This window comes from Pseudomonas furukawaii (genome assembly GCF_002355475.1).
Taxonomy (GTDB): domain Bacteria; phylum Pseudomonadota; class Gammaproteobacteria; order Pseudomonadales; family Pseudomonadaceae; genus Metapseudomonas; species Metapseudomonas furukawaii.
This window is the reverse complement of record NZ_AP014862.1, coordinates 3,102,901-3,117,281: the sequence shown is the minus strand read 5'-3', so window position 1 is coordinate 3,117,281 and position 14,381 is coordinate 3,102,901. Positions and strand designations below refer to the sequence as shown.

The window sequence follows — 14,381 nt, the reverse complement described above, 5'->3', positions numbered from 1 at the left end:
CTCCCGCCGGTAGAGGGCTGGTGCGAGGGAAGCCCGCCGGGCTCGGGCCTGGGCCAGGGTGGCGGTGACTTCTGGATCGAAGACGGAAACGTCCTAAGGTCTGATTGAAATGCCCTAGGAATCAAGTAGGCTGACTCCTACTCACCGTATAACTACAAGAAAGAGCTGTCTTGATGCGTCACGATATCAGCCCGCTTCGCAAGTTCGTTTCCCCCGAGATCATTTTCGGTGCCGGCTGTCGGCACAACGTCGGCAATTACGCCAGCACCTTCGGTGCGCGCAAGGTCCTGGTGGTGTCCGACCCCGGGGTGCAGGCCGCAGGCTGGGTGGCCGACGTGGAAGCCAGCCTCCAGGCCCAGGGCATCGACTACTGCCTCTACACCCAGGTGTCGCCCAACCCCCGCGTGGAGGAGGTGATGCTGGGGGCGGAGGTCTATCGCAGCGCCGGTTGCAACGTGATAGTCGCCGTGGGCGGCGGCAGCCCCATGGACTGCGCCAAGGGCATCGGCATCGTCGTCGCCCACGGGCGCAGCATCCTCGAGTTCGAGGGCGTGGACACCCTCACAGTGCCCAGCCCGCCACTGATCCTCATCCCCACCACCGCCGGCACCTCCGCCGACGTGTCGCAGTTCGTGATCATCTCCAACCAGCAGGAGCGGATGAAGTTCTCCATCGTCAGCAAGGCGGTGGTGCCGGACGTGTCCCTGATCGATCCGGAAACCACGGTGAGCATGGACCCCTTCCTCTCCGCCTGTACCGGCATCGACGCCCTGGTGCACGCCATCGAGGCCTTCGTCTCCACCGGCCATGGCCCGCTCACCGACCCCCATGCCCTGGAGGCCATGCGGCTGATCAACGGCAACCTGGTGGCGATGATCGCCAATCCCCATGACATCGCCCTGCGGGAGAAGATCATGCTCGGCAGCATGCAGGCCGGCCTGGCCTTCTCCAATGCCATCCTCGGTGCGGTGCATGCCATGTCCCACAGCCTGGGGGGCTTCCTCGACCTGCCTCACGGCCTGTGCAACGCCGTGCTGGTGGAGCATGTGGTGGCCTTCAACTACAGCGCCACGCCGGAGCGCTTCAAGGTGATCGCCGAGACCTTCGGCATCGATTGCCGGGGGCTGAACCAGAACCAGGTGCGCCAGCGCCTGGTGGAGCACCTGGTGACGCTCAAGCATGCCGTGGGCTTCCACGAGACCTTGCGCCTGCATGGTGTCGGCACTTCGGACATCCCCTTCCTGTCGCGCCACGCCATGGACGATCCCTGCATCCTCACCAACCCGCGCCAGTCCAGCCTGCGGGATGTCGAGGTGGTGTATGCCGAGGCCCTCTGAGGAGCAGCACGACGCCCTCACCGGGTTGCTGGGCCTCGGCAGCCACTCCGCGCGCAAGAGCCATTACCCGGAACTGATCGCCCGCCTGGAAGAGCTGGAGACCGAGCGCAACCGCTACAAGTGGCTGTTCGAGCACGCCGTGCACGGCATCTTCCAGGCCAACCTCAAGGATGGCCTGCGAGCGGCCAACCCGGCCCTGGCCTGGATGCTCGGCTACGGTTCGCCCCAGGACTGCCTGGAGCGGCTCACCGACCTTGGCCGCCACCTGTTCGCCGGTGGCGCCGACGAGCTGGCGGCGATCCGTCGCCAGTTGCAGCGCGAAGGCGGCCTGTTCGGCTATGAGACCCGGCTGGTGCGCAAGGACGGCAGCCATGTGGACGTGCTCATGAACCTGCTGCAGAAGCCGGACGAGGACGGGCTGGTGGAGGGCTTCGTCGCCGACATCACCGAACGCATCCTGGCGCAGCAACGGCTGCAGACCCTGAATGACGAGCTGGAGCAGCGGGTGCTGGAGCGGACCCGGGAACTGGAGGCGCTCAACGCCCAGTTGCGGGAAGCCCGCGACGCCGCCGAAGCGGCCAACCTGTCCAAGGACAAGTACCTGGCGGCGGCCAGCCATGACCTGCTGCAACCCCTCAACGCCGCCCGCCTGCTGGTGTCGACCCTGCGCGAGCGGGCCTTGCCGGCCTCCGAGAAACAGTTGGTGGAGCGCACCCACCAGGCCCTTGAGGGCGCCGAGGACCTGCTGGCCGACCTGCTGGACATCTCCAAGCTGGACCAGAGCGCCATCAAGCCGGACCTGGATACCTACCACCTCGACGAGGTACTGGGGCCGCTGGCCTCGGAGTTCCAGGGCGTGGCCGAGGCGGCCGGGCTGGAACTGCGCACGCGCATTCCGCGCCTGAACATCACCACCGACTTCCGCCTGCTCACCCGCATCCTGCGCAACTTCCTCAGCAACGCCTGCCGCTACACCGAGCGGGGGCGCATCCTGCTGGGGGCGCGGCGCCGGGGCGACCGCTTGAAGCTGGAGGTCTGGGACAGCGGGCGGGGCATCCCGGAAGACCAGCTGGAAGCCATCTTCCTCGAATTCAACCAGCTGGACGTGGGGCGCGCGTCCGAGCGCAAGGGCGTGGGCCTGGGACTGGCCATCGTCGATCGCATCGCCAGCATGCTGGAGTACCGCGTCGAGGTGCGTTCCCAGGTCGGGCGCGGCTCGGTGTTCAGCATCGAGGTGCCGCTGACCGGCGCCCTGCCGCCGGAGAGGCCCAATGTGGAGGCCCGGCCGGTGACCGGTGACCCGTTGCCCGGCCAGCGCCTGCTGGTGGTGGACAACGAGCCCGGCATCCTCGAAAGCATGTCGGCGCTGCTCGGCCAGTGGGGCTGCCAGGTGCAGACCGCCACGGACCTGGAAGGGGCTGTGGCGGTGCTGGACGACCGGGCGCCCGACCTGATGCTGGTGGACTACCACCTGGACCACGGCCAGTTGGGCTGCGATGTGATCCGCCAGCTGCGCCAGCGATTCGCCCGGTCCATACCGGCGGTAATCATCACCGCCGATCGCTCCGACCAGTGCCGGCGCGACCTCCTCAACCTCGGCGTGCCGCTGCTCAACAAGCCGGTGAAGCCCGGCAAGCTGCGGGCGGTGATCAGCCAGCTGATCGGTCCGGCCGGCTGATCGCGCCTACTGCGCTATCCGTAGCGCCGGGCGATCAGGTGATCCAGCGACAGCCGTCCCGGTCCCTGGGCGATCAACAGCAGCAGGCAGGCGGCCCAGACGCCGTGGGTGGGGTAGGCACCGGGATAGACCAGCAACTGGATCACCAGGGTCATGCCCAGCAGCGCCAGGGCGGAAAAGCGCGTCGCCAGCCCCAGCAGGATCAACAGCGGAAACAGGTGTTCGGCGAAGGCCGCCAGATGCGCCGCCAGCGCGGGGGAGAGCAGGGGCAGGCGGTATTCCTCGGCGAACAGGGGAATGGCGGACGCCGACAGCTGCGGCACGCCGAGCTGGAAGGTGCCTTCCACCAGGTCGATGGCCAGCCCCTCCACCTTGGTCTGGCCGGATTTCCAGAACACCGCCGCGATCGAGAAACGGGCGACGAAGGCCACCAGGCTGTAGGGCAGCCGTTGGCACAGCGCCACCCCCTGGCGCACCAGGCGCACGGGCAGCGGATCGATGTGGGACCGGGTCGCGGTGTTCATGCCGGGTACCTCGCGGGGTCGAGAGCGAAATGGGTGAGGGCGTCGCCGGCCAGCAGGAGGGCCAGGGCCGCGCCCGGGTCGAATCCGGGCTCCACGCCCAGGGCGGCGCCGACCGCCGCGCCGAGCGGCGTGGCCTGGCCCAGCGACCTGACCAGGGCGAGCGTGCCAGGGCTGCAGCGCTGCACCTCCACCTCCAGGCCATTGCGCAGCACCAGCGCGCATTCCGGTTCGGCGGGGTTCACGGTGGACAGCTCGAGAAGGCCCTGGTGAGCGCCCCAGAGCGAGGCGATGGCATAGGGCGACTGCAGCGCCTGGAGCGACGGATGCAACCGGAACACCAGGTGGGGCACGGCCTCGGGATCGGCGAGCACGGCGCCCAGGCCGGCCTTGTCCAGGGGCGCCACCTCCGCCGCGTGATAGGCGCGGACGCGGGCCCGTTCCAGTCGCGCGACGTCGGCGAGGTAAGGCACGCAGGCTGCGGGCTCGAAGCCCTGGATGAAATCCGGGAAATCCTCGCCGTAGAACGCCAGGACCGGGTTGCGGGGCGGGGAGGCCTGGGCGTGCAGCCTCGCCATGTCGGTGAAGAACCCGTCGCCCACCAGCTGCTTCACGACGGGGAATCCATCGGCCAGGGCGTTGATCAGCGAGGCCAGCACGTTGTTGCGATAGACGGCGAAGCGCTGGGCCGGGTCCGAACCGTTCCAACTGCGCAGTCCCGGCGGACAGCTGCATTGCGGGTCGAGCAGGGCGTGGGCGAAGTCGGCCTGGTTCATGCCGCCTCCCTGCTCAGCAGGTGCGCGGCCCGCTGCGCTTCGTCCACCAGCTCGGCGAGCGGGGGAATGGCATTGTCGCGTTCGATCAGGGTGGGCAGTGGGCCCAGGCGCGCAAGGGTTTCCCGGTAGAGGGTCCAGACCGCCTCGTCCACCGGGGCGCCGTGGTCGTCGATCAGGAGGGGCGCGCCGGCGGCATCGCGGTCCTCGGCGAAACCGGCCAGGTGGATCTCGCCCACGGCGTGCAGCGGCAACGTGGCCAGGTAGGCGCGCGGGTCGCGGTGGTGGTTGGTGCAGGACACGTGGAGGTTGTTCAGGTCCAGCAACAGGCCGCAGCCGGTGCGCGCGACCACCTCGGCGATGAACTGGGCTTCGTCGATTCCGCTGCTGGCGAACTCGACATAGGTCGCCGGGTTCTCCAGCAAGAGGCGCCGCCGCAGGCGCTCCTGTACCTGCTGTATGTGGCGGCAGACGCACTCCAGGCTGTTCTCGTCGTAGGCCAGTGGCAGCAGGTCGTTGAAGAACCGGCCGCCGTGGGTGGACCAGGCCAGGTGTTCGGAGAAGGATTCGGGCTGGTAGCGCTCCAGCAGGGTCGCCAGCCGATCCAGGTGCGCCGGGTCCAGGGGGCCTTCAGCGCCGATGGACAGGCCGACGCCATGGACGGACAGGGCGTACCGCTCGCGGATCAACCCGAGGTAGTGATGGAAGGGGCCGCCCTCCACCATGTAGTTCTCGGCATGGATCTCAAGAAAGCCGAGGGCGGGTCGGGTATCGAGAAGGTCCCGAAAATGCTGGGGCTTGAGCCCGATCCCGGCCCGCGCCGGCAGGGCGCCGGCAGGAGCGCTGGGGGAAGCCTGGTGTTTCATGGGCGGTGCTCCTGCCGGATAGGTTCAGCCCTGGCTCACTTCCTTGAAGGCCTGGAGCTGGCCGAAACCGGTGGGGGAGGTGGGCGACGCGGTTTTCTCGCAGGTGCCGGCCGGCACTTTCTTCCAGGCGTTGCCCTGGTAATCCTTGGTCGAGGTTCCCGCGCAGGTGGTGCCGGCACCGGCGGCGCAGTCGTTCTTGCCCTTCATGGCGATGCCGAAGCACTTCTCGGTATCGGCAGCCTGGGCGGCCGTGGGCACGGTGGCCAGGCCGATGGCGGTGCTCAGGGCAAAGGCGAGGCTGGCAGCGGAGAGGACGGTGGTCGAGGTTTTCATCGGGTATGTCTCCAGGCGTGTTGGGGTGATCGGGGCGTTCCGGCGGAGGCCGGCGTGGCGCCTTCGTAAAGGGAGACTGGACAGCCCGCCGGGCGTTACAGCACAGGCGTTAAATTTATCGAGCGCGCTTCGTCGTCTCTCCCGGTCCTCCCGTCTCGGGCAGCCTGCGTCTGTCTTGACTCCTGATACGACCCCACGAAACTCAGGCGGCGGGCGACGATAAAACCTCTGCCAACGATAGCCCGTCGCAGCATGACTGGACGCGCGCCGTCCGGGAGGAGGTTGTTCATGTGCCTTTCCGTGGAAGTCAGCGGGCTCTTCACCATCGAAGGCCTGCGCCAACTGATCCAGTACACCGATGCGGACGCCGCGCTGCCGATCCAGGATCCGGCACGGGGCATCCTGTGGCTGCCCTGGGGACGTCGCCGGGAGGAATCCGGGACCTTGCCCGCCACCGGCTGGCTGGTCGACGCCGAGTCGCTGCCGGAGGGCTGGGAGCGTTTCAGGCCAACTCCCGTGCAGGCGCGTGTCTGCCGCTTCATGGAAGTGACCGAGGATGGCGAGGAGCGCTGGTTCGAGGTGGACGATGGCCAGACCCTGCGATGCCTGCTGCTCCGCCATGGCGATGAGCAACGGGTCTACGTGGTGACTGCACGGGACGCCGGCGAGCGCTATCGAAGCCGGCCGGCGACTCGGGCACTGGCTGAATGCGGAGGTTTCGGTGCGCTCAGCTGAGCGCACCCTGCCGCAGGGGAGCCGACCTGTTCTTTTTTTGTGAATGATTTCTTCTCGATTATTCGTTTTACCTGAATCGGTGCCTCGCATAACGTCTGTTCGACGATTCACCGGAGCCGGAAACGGCCCAGACGTACAACGAGGACACCATGACCCAAGCCGCCGCCATTTCCCGGAACCCCGCCACGGGCGCCGAACTCGCTCGCTACCCCTACCAGGACGCCGTCGCCCTGGAAGCCAGCCTGGCTTCCGCCCAGCGCGGCTTCGAGACCTGGAGCCAGACCCCCGTCGAGGAACGTGCCCAGGCCCTGTTGCGCATGGCCAAGGCCCTGCGTGCCAATGCCGAGACCATGGCGCGCATGACCACCAGCGAAATGGGCATGCCCATCAGCCAGTCCCGGGGCGAGATCGAGAAGTGCGCCAAGCTCTGCGAGTGGTACGCCGAGCACGGCCCGGCCATGCTGGCCGACGAGCCCACCCTGGTGGAGGACGACAAGGCCGTGGTGGCCTACCTGCCCCTGGGCCCGGTCCTGGCGGTGATGCCCTGGAACTTCCCGGTCTGGCAGGTGATGCGCGGCGCGGTGCCGATCATCTTCGGCGGCAACAGCTATGTCCTGAAGCACGCCCCCAACGTCATGGGCGGCGCCCATTTGCTGGGCCAGGCCTGGGCTGAAGCCGGGCTGCCGGAAGGCGTGTTCGAGGTGATCAACGTCGAGCCGCCGCTGGTGTCGGTGGCCATCGCCGATCCGCGCATCGCCATGGTGGCGGTCACCGGCAGCGTCGGCGCGGGTGCCGCCATCGCCGCCCAGGCCGGTGCGGCGCTGAAGAAATGCGTGCTGGAACTGGGCGGTTCCGACCCCTTCATCGTGCTGGCCGACGCCGACCTGGACGCCGCCGTCAAGGCCGCCGTCACCAGCCGCTTCAACAACGCCGGCCAGGTCTGCATCGCCGCCAAGCGCATCATCCTCGAGGCCCCCATCGCGGAGGCCTTCACCGAGCGCTTCGTGGCCGCCGTCCAGGCGCTGAAGATCGGTGACCCGCAGGCGGACGACACCTTCATCGGCCCGATGGCGCGCTTCGACCTGCGCGACGAACTGGATGGCCAGGTCCAGGCCACCCTGGCCGAAGGCGCGAGCCTGCTGCTGGGTGGCCACAGGCTGGAAGGCGAGGGCAACTACTACGCGCCGACCATCCTCGGCGACGTGACCCCGGACATGACCGCCTTCCGCAAGGAGATCTTCGGTCCGGTGGCCTCCCTGATCGTCGCCCGCGATGCCGAGCACGCCGTGGAACTGGCCAACGACAGCGAGTTCGGCCTGGGTGGCGCCCTCTGGACCCGTGACGACGCCAAGGCACAGAAGCTCGCCCGTCGCATCGTCAGCGGCGCGGTGTTCATCAACGGCTTCACCGCCTCCGACCCGCGCGTGCCCATCGGTGGCGTGAAGAAGAGTGGCTACGGGCGCGAGCTGTCCCATTTCGGCCTGCGCGAATTCCTCAACGTGCAGACCATCTGGCGCGATCGTCGCTGATCGGGACGGGTACAGGACAAGGGGCTGCCAGGTGCAGCCCCTTCCGCTTTCGGGGCGAGGGGCGTGGCCGGGTTCCTCGGTAACGGCACCCTGGGGGCCGTCAGCCGGAGGGCGACGCAGCGGATTGCCGACGGACGCCGGGCAAGACCCTTGGTCGGTTGCCCGGGTGAAGAAAAAGCCCTGTGCTATATCCGAAAGGGAGCAAGACAGCTGCCGACCTTCGGTTGGCCCTCTCTGCCACGCCCGCGCAATTCCGGCTGCGGGCCTTCAACAAAGAGGTAGCGCCCATGAGTACCCTGCAGTGTGTCCACCGCAACCACACCATAGTCGCCGATGTCTTCGAGCATCCCGGCATCCCCACGCCCTGGGCGGCGGGCTGCCATATCACCGCGCCTGACGGCCAGACCACCCGGCGCATCGCGTTGCCGGCCAACTACGCCTTCCTGGCGGAGCTGGAGAAGGCGCAGCACGCGTCCATCGCCCATGGCCGCTGGCTGGTGGACCAGTACCTGGATAACGGTCGCGAACTCTTCCGCAAGAGCGCCTGAGCGCGACGGGGCAGGGAAGCCCCAGGTCAATCCGGTTCAGGCCGCCTCGTCCCGAGGCTGGTGTTCCCGGCAGATCAGCTCGGCCGCCGGTCGACTCAAGGCTTCCCCGGTCAGCCCGCAATGGGGTTCGCCATCCCGTTGCTGGTGGAAGCGGCAGGTCTTGCAGACGCCGAAGCCCGGCACATCCTCCTGCTGCTGGATGGTCCGCAATAACCTGGCGAGCAAGCGCTCCAGCTCGGCGGCGTCCCCCTCCATCGCGGCCAGCGCCCTGGCGAGGAAGTCGGGAGGGGTCAGCTCGCGCAACAACTCCCGTGCCAGCGGCGTCAGCACCAGGTGGACGCTGCGCTTGTCCGCCAGGTCCGGCCGCTTCTCGATCAGCCCCTTTGCCTCCAGCACCTTCAGGGACTGGGACACCGTGCCCTTGGTCAGCCCGAGGTAGTCGGTCACGGCCAGGGGCGTGTCGGAGTAGCCATTGCAGCGGGACAGGTACTGCAGCGCGCTGAGCTGCACGGGTTGCAGCTCGGCCAGCAGCGGGTGTTCCCGATGCCAGATGCGCATCAGGCTGGAAAGCCGCTCGAACAGGTCGAATAGGGTGCTCATGAATCACCTCCGCCGATAAATAGTATCGACTTCAAACCATGTTGACAAAGGGGCCGGCGCAGGTAGTCTTGTTACGGTATCGATTCGATACCAAAATACAAGGAGACCCGAAAATGACCACCGCTCGCTTCTATCACGCTGGATGCCCTGTCTGCGTATCCGCCGAACAGACCCTGCTGAACCTGCTCACGCCCGACGTAAAGGTCGAAGTGGTGCACCTGGGCGAAGCCCCCGCGCGCCTTGCCGAAGCCGAAGCCGCCGGCGTGCGGTCCGTACCCGCCCTGGTGGTGGATGGCCAGGTGCTGCACATCAACTTCGGCGCCGCCATCGCCGACCTGAAGTAAGGACGTCGAGATGCAGGATCTCCACGTTCTTTCCTGCCCGATCGAAGGCTGCTGAGGAGGCGCCATGTATCAACCCCTGGACTGCGACCTGCACGACCTGCTGGAAATCGCCTGCCTGTATCGCTACCTGCTCAGGGTCGAACTGGTGGATGGCGGCGGCTTCGAGGCAAGGGCGCTCACGACCCACACCAGCGCTGATAAGGAAGAGTTCTTCGTGCTGGAAGTGGAGGATGGCCCTTGTTCCGTGCGCCTGGACCGCCTGCTGGCCATCACGCCCCTGGAAAGCGGGGCCCGCTTCGGCCGGGTGGAGCTGGCTGGGCGGGTGTGCAGTGCCTGAGGCCGCCGGGATCGGCCTCGCGCAGGGTGCGTTGCCCCTCGGGAAACGCCACCCTGCGGGTCCGAGCCTGATGCGCCATGCGCGCCAAGGCCCGCGCCGGAATCCGTCGAATGAATCCGCTCCTCTGCAACGCGGCTTTGCGCTAGCCTTCCGTTGCCAGTCGTCTCCAGGATCCGCCGTTGAATATCGATACCCGCATCAAGTTCCGCCACCTGCTGTGCTTCCTCGAAGTGGCCCGCCAGGGCAGCCTGGCCCGCGCCGCGAATCAGTTGGCGGTGAGCCAGCCAGCGATCTCCAAGACCCTCAAGGAACTGGAGGAACTCCTCGACGCCACCCTCTTCGATCGCAGCAAGAGCGGCGCCAGCCTCACCGAAGCCGGGCTGGCCTTCATGCGCTACGCGGGGCCCTGCGTGCAGGCCCTGCGGGATGGGGTGAGCAGCTTGCGGGAAGGTGAGTATGCCGCCGGCACCGTGCGCCTCGGCGTGCTTTCCACCGTCGAGGGACTGCTGGTGCCGGAGGTGGTGCGCCGACTCCACGAGCGCCACCCGTCCCTGGTGATCAGCGTGTTGACCGGGCCGGGCGCCTACCTGCTGTCACAGCTGCGGGTCGGGGAACTGGACCTGGTGGTGGGCCGCATGACCGACAACCCGGAAGTGCAGGGGCTCACCTTCGAGCATCTCTACAACGAGTCCCTGACCCTGGTGGTCCGCAGCGGCCATCCCTTGCTCGCACCCGGGGCCGATCGTCGAAGCCTGGAAGGTTTTCCCCTTGTCCTGCCCCTGGCCGGAACCACCATCCGCAAACATGCGGACGCCTTCTTCGTGCAGAGCGGCATCAGCGCGCCCCGCCAGCGACTGGAAACCCTGTCGCTGGCCCTCAGCCGGCGCTACGTGGAAGCGGGGGATGCGGTGTGGATCGCGCCCCTGGACGCGGTGCGCCTCGACCTGGCCCGAGGCGAGCTGGTGGAACTGGACCTGGGCTTCAAGGAGCCCGGCGGCTCCGTGGGCATCTGCAGCAACGCCTCCCTGCCGCTCTCCCTGGCGGCCCACTGGACGGTGGAGACGCTGCGGGAGGTGGCCCTGGACTATCGCGAAGGGCGCCTTGCATAACCGGATGGTTATGTAAGCGAAGCGTGAATTCAATTTTCCTCCGGTGCCGGCTCGACGACACTGCGCCCCAAGGGCCCACTGCCTGCCAACCGGGCCGCTCCATAACTCCAACAAGAGGAAAACCTGATGTCCGATGCGGAAAACAGCCGCTTCGTCATTCGTGACCGAAACTGGCACCCGAAAGCCCTCACCCCCGACTACAAGACGTCCGTTGCCCGCTCCCCGCGCCAGGCACTGGTGAGCATCCCGCAATCGGTCTCCGAGACCAGCGGCCCGGACTTCTCCCACCTGAAGATGGGCGAGCACGACAACGACCTGCTGCTCAACTTCAACAACGGCGGGCTGCCCATCGGCGAGCGCATCATCGTTTCCGGCCGGGTCATGGACCAGTTCGGCAAGCCGGTTCCCCATACCCTGGTGGAAATGTGGCAAGCCAACGCCGGCGGCCGCTATCGCCACAAGAACGATCGCTACCTGGCGCCCCTGGACCCGAACTTCGGCGGTGTCGGCCGCGCCCTGACCGACAGCGAGGGCCGCTACATCTTCCGCACCATCAAGCCGGGTCCGTACCCCTGGCGCAACGGTCCGAACGACTGGCGTCCGGCCCACATCCACTTCTCCATCAGCGGGCCGTCCATCTCCACCCGGCTGATCACCCAGCTGTATTTCGAAGGTGACCCGCTCATCCCGATGTGCCCCATCGTCAAGAGCATCGCCAACCCCGACGCGGTGGAAACCCTGATCGCCAAGCTCGACATGAGCAACGCCAATCCCATGGATTGCCTGGCGTATCGCTTCGACATCGTCCTGCGCGGCCAGCGCAAGACCCACTTCGAAAACCGCTGAGGAGACACGCGCATGCCTATCGAACTGCTGCCGGAAACCCCCTCCCAGACCGCCGGCCCCTACGTCCACATCGGCCTGGCCCTCGAAGCCGCCGGCAACCCGACCCGTGACCAGGAAATCTGGAACCGCATGGCCAAGGCCGATGCGCCGGGCGAGCACATCCTCCTGATCGGCCACGTCTACGACGGCAACGGCCACCTGGTGCGCGACTCCTTCCTGGAGTTCTGGCAGGCCAACCACGAGGGCGTCTACGACACCGCCTTCGACCTGGAGAAGCCCTTCAACAGCTTCGGCCGTACCGCCACCACCTTCGACGCGGGCGAGTGGACCCTGCACACCATCAAGCCCGGCGTGGTGAAGAACGCCGCCGGCGTGCCCATGGCGCCGCACATCAACCTGTCGCTGTTCGCCCGGGGCATCAACATCCACCTGCAGACCCGCGTCTACTTCGACGACGAGGCCGCCGCCAACGCCGCCGACCCGGTGCTGAACCTGATCGAGCAGCCCCAGCGCCGCGAGACCCTGGTGGCGCGCCGCTGCGAAGTGGACGGCAAGCCGGCCTACCGCTTCGACATCCGCATCCAGGGAGAAGGGGAAACGGTGTTCTTTGACTTCTAGGGAACCCGCACCCGCCGTCGATGGGCTGGCCGAAGCCGTTGGCCCGCGCATCGAACGGCACTTCGAGGCACTGCTGGAGGCCCGGGGATACCGGGCCGACGCCGCCCAACGCACCGCCATTGCCCGTCTCGGCCAATGGCTGGAGGCGTTTCTCGCCGGCAGGAAGGGTTGGCTGCGGCGGCCCCCCGCCGGGCTCTATCTCTGGGGCGGAGTAGGGCGGGGCAAGAGCTTCGTCATGGATGCCTTTTTCGCTGCGGCGCCTCTCGCCGCCAAGCGACGGGTGCATTTCCACGCGTTCCTCCAGGAGTTGCAGGGACGCATGGCGGCCTTCGCCGGCCAGCCCGATCCCCTGGCCCTGGCCGCCCGGGCGCTGGCCGAGGAGACCCGCCTGCTGTGCTTCGACGAATTCCACGTCCACGACATCGGCGACGCCATCCTGCTCGGCCGCCTGCTCAAGGTGCTGGTGGAGGAGGGCGTGGGCCTGGCCTGCACCTCCAACTACCACCCCGACGGGCTCTGTCCGAATCCGCTGTACCGGGAACGCTTCAAGCCGGCCATCGGACTGATCGAGAAGCGCTTCGAGGTGTTCAACCTCGATGCCGGCGAGGACTATCGCCAGCGCCAGGGTGAACTGGAGGCCTGGGGGAGCTACTGCTGGCCGCAGTCGGGGTTCCCCGAAGGCTGGGTCGAAGCACGCCTGGGAGTGGGCGATACCGCCCAGCGCGACCTGGAACTGGCCGTGAACCAGCATCCCTTGCGGGTACGCGTGGCGGGAGACGACAGCGCCTGGCTGGAGTTCGACGAACTGTGCCGACGCCCCCATTCCAGCGCCGACTTCCTCTGGCTGTGCCGGCGTTTCCAGCGCCTGGCCATTACCGGCGTGCCTTGCCTGGGCGAGGAAGCCATCGACGTGCAACAACGCTTCGTCAACCTGGTGGACATCGCCTACGACGCCGGCAACCGCCTGTTGCTGGCCAGCGAGGCGAGCCCGGACGAACTCTGCCGTGGCAAGCCCCATATGGATTTCTCCCGGACCCGCAGCCGCCTGCAACAGCTGAGGCCGCTGCAACCGGATCAGTGGAACTGACCCCATGCTGCAAATCCTCGGCATCACCGGTCCGATCTTCATCCTGATCGGCATCGGCTACCTCTCCGCCCGTGGCGGGCTGGTCAACCCCATCCAGGTACAGGGGCTGGGCAAGTTCGTCATCACCTTCGCCCTCCCGGCGCTGGTGATCCACGCCCTGCTGGAGAAGCCCCTGGGCGAGGTCTTCGACCCGCTCTACCTGCTGGCCTACGGCATCGGTTCGCAACTGGTGTTCTGGGGCGGTTTCCTGTTCTCGCGCCTGGTACGCCGCGACAGCCTCAGCGGCAGCGCGCTCGCCGCCCTGGGCATGTCGGTGTCCAACAGCGGCTTCATCGGCTACCCCATAGTGGCCATGGTGCTGGGCCCTCCCGCGGCGGTGGCCCTGGCCCTCGGCATGCTGGTGGAGAACCTGCTGATGATCCCGTTGGCCCTGGCCATCGCCGAGCTCGGCCGGCAGAACGGCAGCGGCGCGCGGGCGGCATTGCAGGAGACCTTCAGCCGGCTGGTGCGCAACCCGGTGATCATCTCCATCAGCATCGGCCTTGCCCTGGCGCTGCTGGACCTCAAGCTGCCCGGGGTGCTGGCCAAGGTGATCGAGATGCTGTCGTCGGCTTCGGCGCCGGTGGCGCTCTTCGTGATCGGCGCGAGCCTGGTGGGGCTGCGGGCCGGCGGCCTGCTCAAGGACGTGGCCCAGCTCAGCCTGGGCAAGCTGCTGCTGCACCCCCTGGCGGTGCTGCTGTGCTTCCAGCTGCTGCCACCGGTGGACCCGGCGCTCAAGGTGGCCGGCGTGCTGTTCGCCAGCGCGCCGATGATGAGCATCTACCCCATCCTCGGCCAGCGCTTCGGCCTGGAAGGGCGCTGTGCGGCGGCCCTGGTGGTCTGCACCGTGCTGGCCTTCGCCAGCGTGAGCCTGTTCATCGGAGTGATGCGCTGAAGAACGGCCAGTGCCAGCCCCGAACGCGCGGGTGGCGCGCCGGGGTGGTGGCCTCTACGGGGGGATTCCGGCCAGCGCCTCATGAGCGAAGCCGTTGCCGGGCGCCGAGGTACCTGATCAAACCGGGGCGCCCTGTGGCGGCGGCAAAAGTACGAGCCGTGGCGGGCGGGGTCAATTGCGATAATC

The 14,381-nt window shown here is 67.5% G+C and carries 17 protein-coding genes; 12 read left to right on the top strand and 5 right to left on the bottom strand.

Going from position 1 to position 14,381, the window contains the following annotated elements; genetic code table 11:
- The first annotated feature begins 173 nt into the window (after positions 1-173).
- Both ercA and KF707C_RS14590 read left to right on the top strand, forming a co-directional pair.
- Complete coding sequence (gene ercA / locus KF707C_RS14595) at positions 174-1,337, top strand: alcohol dehydrogenase-like regulatory protein ErcA (RefSeq protein WP_003455974.1); 1,164 nt, start codon at positions 174-176, stop codon at positions 1,335-1,337.
- On the top strand, positions 1,321-3,015 hold the full coding sequence (locus KF707C_RS14590) for an ATP-binding response regulator (protein WP_003455976.1): 1,695 nt from the start codon (positions 1,321-1,323) through the stop codon (positions 3,013-3,015). The genes ercA and KF707C_RS14590 overlap by 17 nt, the downstream gene beginning before the upstream one ends.
- 14 nt (positions 3,016-3,029) lie before the next feature.
- Here the strand turns inward: KF707C_RS14590 and KF707C_RS14585 are convergent, their stop codons facing one another.
- The 4 genes from KF707C_RS14585 to KF707C_RS14570 are packed head-to-tail and all read right to left on the bottom strand — an operon-like array spanning position 3,030 to position 5,508.
- A complete protein-coding gene (locus KF707C_RS14585; RefSeq protein WP_003455978.1) occupies positions 3,030-3,539 on the bottom strand; it encodes a DoxX family protein in 510 nt (169 codons plus the stop codon).
- Entirely contained in the window at positions 3,536-4,312 is a 777-nt protein-coding gene (locus tag KF707C_RS14580) for an HvfC/BufC N-terminal domain-containing protein (RefSeq protein WP_003455982.1), read from the bottom strand. Before KF707C_RS14580 ends, KF707C_RS14585 begins: the two co-directional genes overlap by 4 nt.
- The gene (gene bufB / locus KF707C_RS14575; protein ID WP_003455984.1) at positions 4,309-5,175 is read right to left on the bottom strand and encodes an MNIO family bufferin maturase; all 867 of its coding nucleotides are present in this window, start codon (positions 5,173-5,175) and stop codon (positions 4,309-4,311) included. Before bufB ends, KF707C_RS14580 begins: the two co-directional genes overlap by 4 nt.
- A gap of 24 nt (positions 5,176-5,199) precedes the next feature.
- A complete protein-coding gene (locus tag KF707C_RS14570) occupies positions 5,200-5,508 on the bottom strand; it encodes a BufA1 family periplasmic bufferin-type metallophore (protein WP_003455987.1) in 309 nt (102 codons plus the stop codon).
- Between the two features lie 288 nt (positions 5,509-5,796).
- Here KF707C_RS14570 and KF707C_RS14560 point away from each other — a divergent pair, with 288 nt between their 5' ends.
- The 3 genes from KF707C_RS14560 (at position 5,797) to KF707C_RS14550 (ending at position 8,320) form a co-directional block, all read left to right on the top strand.
- Entirely contained in the window at positions 5,797-6,243 is a 447-nt protein-coding gene (locus KF707C_RS14560) for a hypothetical protein (protein ID WP_003455988.1), read from the top strand.
- 149 nt (positions 6,244-6,392) lie between these two features.
- Positions 6,393-7,772, top strand: a complete 1,380-nt coding sequence (locus tag KF707C_RS14555) for an aldehyde dehydrogenase family protein (RefSeq protein WP_003455989.1) — start codon at positions 6,393-6,395, stop codon at positions 7,770-7,772.
- Between the two features lie 287 nt (positions 7,773-8,059).
- On the top strand, positions 8,060-8,320 hold the full coding sequence (locus KF707C_RS14550) for a hypothetical protein (RefSeq protein ID WP_003455990.1): 261 nt from the start codon (positions 8,060-8,062) through the stop codon (positions 8,318-8,320).
- A 36-nt stretch (positions 8,321-8,356) separates the two neighbouring features.
- On the opposite strand, the gene KF707C_RS14545 is transcribed toward KF707C_RS14550, so the two are convergent.
- Positions 8,357-8,920 (bottom strand): MarR family winged helix-turn-helix transcriptional regulator, encoded by a 564-nt coding sequence (locus tag KF707C_RS14545; RefSeq protein WP_003455991.1) that lies wholly within the window; start codon positions 8,918-8,920, stop codon positions 8,357-8,359.
- Between the two features lie 113 nt (positions 8,921-9,033).
- On the opposite strand from KF707C_RS14545, the gene KF707C_RS14540 reads away from it, so the two are divergent.
- From KF707C_RS14540 to KF707C_RS14510, 7 genes are all read left to right on the top strand, one after another.
- Positions 9,034-9,264, top strand: a complete 231-nt coding sequence (locus tag KF707C_RS14540) for a glutaredoxin family protein (RefSeq protein ID WP_003455992.1) — start codon at positions 9,034-9,036, stop codon at positions 9,262-9,264.
- 64 nt (positions 9,265-9,328) lie between these two features.
- On the top strand, positions 9,329-9,601 hold the full coding sequence (locus KF707C_RS14535) for a Rho-binding antiterminator (RefSeq protein WP_003455993.1): 273 nt from the start codon (positions 9,329-9,331) through the stop codon (positions 9,599-9,601).
- Between the two features lie 179 nt (positions 9,602-9,780).
- Complete coding sequence (gene pcaQ / locus KF707C_RS14530) at positions 9,781-10,710, top strand: pca operon transcription factor PcaQ (RefSeq protein WP_003456005.1); 930 nt, start codon at positions 9,781-9,783, stop codon at positions 10,708-10,710.
- 126 nt (positions 10,711-10,836) lie between these two features.
- Entirely contained in the window at positions 10,837-11,556 is a 720-nt protein-coding gene (gene pcaH, locus KF707C_RS14525; protein ID WP_003456007.1) for a protocatechuate 3,4-dioxygenase subunit beta, read from the top strand.
- Between the two features lie 12 nt (positions 11,557-11,568).
- Positions 11,569-12,174 carry a protocatechuate 3,4-dioxygenase subunit alpha gene (gene pcaG / locus KF707C_RS14520; RefSeq protein WP_003456008.1) on the top strand — a complete coding sequence of 202 codons (606 nt, stop codon included), beginning with the start codon at positions 11,569-11,571 and terminating at the stop codon, positions 12,172-12,174.
- The gene (gene zapE / locus KF707C_RS14515; protein WP_036993924.1) at positions 12,164-13,261 is read left to right on the top strand and encodes a cell division protein ZapE; all 1,098 of its coding nucleotides are present in this window, start codon (positions 12,164-12,166) and stop codon (positions 13,259-13,261) included. The genes pcaG and zapE overlap by 11 nt, the downstream gene beginning before the upstream one ends.
- Before the next feature lie 4 nt (positions 13,262-13,265).
- Positions 13,266-14,195: an AEC family transporter gene (locus tag KF707C_RS14510; protein WP_003456013.1), complete on the top strand. Its 930-nt coding sequence runs from the start codon at positions 13,266-13,268 to the stop codon at positions 14,193-14,195.
- The last annotated feature ends 186 nt before the right edge of the window (positions 14,196-14,381 follow it).